At 40.4% G+C, this 3,446-nt stretch carries 3 protein-coding genes and 1 pseudogene; all 4 read right to left on the bottom strand.

Annotated features, from left to right (window positions below):
• Window positions 1–253: pseudogene (locus RUMCAL_RS06020) on the bottom strand (ATP-dependent Clp protease proteolytic subunit); the annotation flags it as partial.
• Between the two features lie 132 nt (window positions 254–385).
• Window positions 386–2,197 carry a reverse transcriptase domain-containing protein gene (locus RUMCAL_RS06015; RefSeq protein WP_021681760.1) on the bottom strand — a complete coding sequence of 604 codons (1,812 nt, stop codon included), beginning with the start codon at window positions 2,195–2,197 and terminating at the stop codon, window positions 386–388.
• Window positions 2,198–2,726: 529 nt separating this feature from the next.
• Window positions 2,727–2,849, bottom strand: a complete 123-nt coding sequence (locus RUMCAL_RS16685; protein ID WP_021681759.1) for a hypothetical protein — start codon at window positions 2,847–2,849, stop codon at window positions 2,727–2,729.
• Window positions 2,839–3,446 (bottom strand): phage portal protein (locus tag RUMCAL_RS06010; RefSeq protein WP_021681758.1); only part of this gene is annotated, 608 nt, incomplete at its 5' end. The genes RUMCAL_RS06010 and RUMCAL_RS16685, both read right to left, overlap by 11 nt.

Genomic DNA, 3,446 nt, shown 5'->3' with positions numbered 1-3,446 from the left:
TGCCCATGGCACAGGTCATCGGATTGTGGCACATAATCATGCCGGTTGGTGAAATCAAAGTTACATCGCCTGCCATCGCCACCACAGAAGCCGCAGAAGCGGCAATGCCGTCAATCTTGACCGTGACCTTGCCCGGATGGTTTCGGAGCATGGTATAGATCTGACTGGCAGCAAACACATCGCCGCCCGGCGAGTTGATAAAGACGGTCACATCACCGCTGTGTTTTTGCAGTTCCGAGCGGAACATGGCGGGGGGTGACGTCGTAGAGTAGGAAAGTATCGCCTTGCTATGTTTCCATAGTAGGTTTATACAGACCCCTCACCGAACCGTGCTTACCCCTCTCGGAGTACACGGCTCTCCATTGTTATATAAAATAAAATCAACTCATTGATTATGAACTTTATGGTGGCAATTCCTGCATAACACCAATGTTTTTCGCCTTTTGGCTATCATTGCACGTTCCCAATCGTTTTTACCTTTCAGGTCTTTCACTTTATGAACGTGATGAATTTCATAGTATTCTGCATTTGTGTCCCCACACAGTTCGCAAACCTTTGCTTTTAAGCGTTCTTCAAGTGTATTTCTTGAATAGCCATATATTACGGCTGCGTTTGAGATATTGTCCGTACCATCTTTTGAGTCTTTGCAATCAGAGTATTTAGCAAAATAACAGCGTTTTTTACCGCTTTTAGTTTCGTATGGGATTCCCCATCCGCCTTTTCCGTCTTTAAACTTTGCTATTATCTTTGAAATCTTGGTATTATGTTTTGCCGCCAGTGTTTTCAGACAGCTATATTCCATTAGATAAGCAAAGTAACGCAATTGGCAGTAATTACTTGCTAAATTGTAATAATTGCAGATTCCTCTCAGCTCTGAATTGTATGTTGATATGATTTCAAGGTCTGACATATGTATCATATAGCTGCGATGAGTAGGAAACAGAGAGCCATCCTTTTTTTGAAAGATGACACCTTTATCGAACATGAAACGGTTGATTTTTTCCTTTAATGGAATTAAAAGTTCAACCTTATTATTCAATGTTCTCAATGAAACTCCGCCATTTTTGCTTTTAATTTTGGCATTTCTTCTTACACTGATGTCGTAACCTAAAAATCTTGCATGATTACTGCTGTGAGTTATCAGCGTTTTCTCATCACTGAGCTGCATTTTAAGCACCTCGCTGATGTATTGTGACAGCTTCTTTTTTATTTCGATGCATTCTTCACGACTTCCATTTACTGATAGAATAAAATCATCAGCATAACGAATATATTGAATTTTTTTGTCTGTCTGTGATTTGCATGGAGTTTTAAGCTGAACACTGCGGACTGCTTTCAAATTTTTAATTAGCTGTTTTTTTCGCTCATAATCCTGTGGGTCGCACTCTCTGATTGCTTTTCGTGCTTTTTCTGTCTGATATTTTGCTTTTCGGTATTCGAGAGTATACTTTTCTTTGCTCGGTTTATCAAATTCCTCTTTTAGATTTTCTACAAACTTATCCAGTTCATGCAGATAGATATTTGCCAGTATGGGAGAAATGATTCCTCCCTGCGGTGTACCGCTGTATGTCCTGTGATATATCCAGTCTTCAAGATAGCCTGCTTTCAGAAATTGTTGAATAAGCTGTATTAATCTTGCGTCTTTGATTTTTTTGTTCAGTATTCCTATCAGTACATCATGGTTAATATTGTCAAAACAGCCCTTGATGTCACCCTCTATGAACCATTTTGCACCTGTGAATTTCATACGCAGACTTTTTAAAGCAGTATGACAGCTCCTGTTTGGTCTGAAACCATGAGAACATTCATGAAATATAGGTTCATATACTGCTTCTAAAATCATGCGTACAGCTTCCTGTACAAGTTTGTCTGTAAATGTCGGAATACCAAGTGGACGCATTTTATCAGAATTCTTTTTTTGTATATATGTGCGTCTTACCGGCGTTGGATTAAATTTGCCGTTTTTCAGCTGTTCTGTGATTTTCTGTATTTTTCTTTCACTAAAGCCGTCGGCAGTGTCATCATTTACACCTTTTGTTGATGCACCATTATTTGCATACAGATTTCTGTATGCTTCAAACCATATATCTTCCCGTAATAAATATCTGAACAGACGTGTAAACACTTCATCTTTATTGTTCAATGAGTTTTTGCTTATTCTCGTCAAAATTTCGGTTGTTGGTTGCATTTCAGCCATTGAGGTTTTCCTCCCTAACTTTCTTCATTTTTGACCATAACAACTGTTTCCCTTCGCCATGCAGACGGTGTTACCGTCCTCGGACTACTATGGAAACTCCGTACCCTTGGGTCATATTCAGATTCTTAAATCATAGCTTTTCAGCATTGACCTTTAGGGTATCCTCGGTTAGTGTAAATAACTGGTTGCAGATTGTCGGATATGCTTTCGTTTCGTTTGCACAAGTTCTCTTGCACGTCATATGAATATTGAGGCAATAATTTATTGGAGATGATAATAAATCGCATTCATATTTAAGGTATCAGGCAAATTTCCTTAACCATTGGTTAACTGGGACTTGAAACTCACATTCAACAAATACAGTTTTATCCTTTTATCTGCTTAGCGTTGCGGTTCAGTCGTTCTTGATTGCCTTTAAGAAACTTACCGCTTCCCCAACGTGCTATGTTCTCGTATCAGCTTTCGCCTTTCGGTTAGTTGGGTCGCTTACAGAATTACCTATTCTGTGTGTTACCAATTTCACATTTACTTACACCCTATCCGAGCGCACATCTTCAAACCAGGTACTCTCCGCAATGGCACCGTACAAATACATCTCCGATGCACCGGTTTCTTCGTTGCGTACCCAGTTCCAGAAACGATTATTCTTCATGGGTCGTTTCCTCCTTTTCATTTTTCTTTGCAAATGCACCTGCATCAGCAAGCTTTGTAAATGAACCATTTACAAGATAGAGATTTCCGCCTTCTTCGGCAGGAATCATATTCATATCTTCCAGTTCACGAATATCGTTAGCAGACATCCAGCCATTTTGTCGTGCGGTAGCATATCCTTGCATTCTCGATGCGTAATCACCACGCAAGAGCCCCTCAACATTAAATTTGATGAAATACTTGCCTTTCTCCGAATCGGAAAGCAATGCCTTTTGTAGTCCCTGTTCCCAACGAACAATCCATGGGTCAAGACTGTACTTCACGAAATCCAATGACAGATGTTCCACGTTACTGAATGTTGCATGGTCTAAGTCACCGATCATATGGAGCGGCACTCGATACAGCCGGGCAATTTCCTCTACCTGAAACTTTCTGGTTTCCAGAAACTGTGCTTCATTATTGGGAATGGAAATAGGCGTGTATTTCATGCCCTCTTCCAAAATTGCGGTATGATGCGAGTTAGAACCGCCATAGGCACGCTGCCATGCATCTCGTACCCGTTCCGGATTTTTAATGACACCCGGATGTTCCAATACAC

It is taken from the genome of Ruminococcus callidus ATCC 27760, assembly GCF_000468015.1.
Lineage (GTDB): Bacteria > Bacillota > Clostridia > Oscillospirales > Ruminococcaceae > Ruminococcus_C > Ruminococcus_C callidus.
The sequence above is the reverse complement of the archived record's forward strand: the minus strand, read 5'-3'. Positions and strand labels throughout refer to the sequence as shown.

Excerpts from the sequence above, each read along its gene's own strand:
- RUMCAL_RS06015 (WP_021681760.1), bottom strand. The coding sequence starts at position 2,197 with ATGGCTGAAATGCAACCAACAACCGAAATTTTGACGAGAATAAGCAAA.
- RUMCAL_RS16685 (WP_021681759.1), bottom strand. The coding sequence starts at position 2,849 with ATGAAGAATAATCGTTTCTGGAACTGGGTACGCAACGAAGAAACCGGT.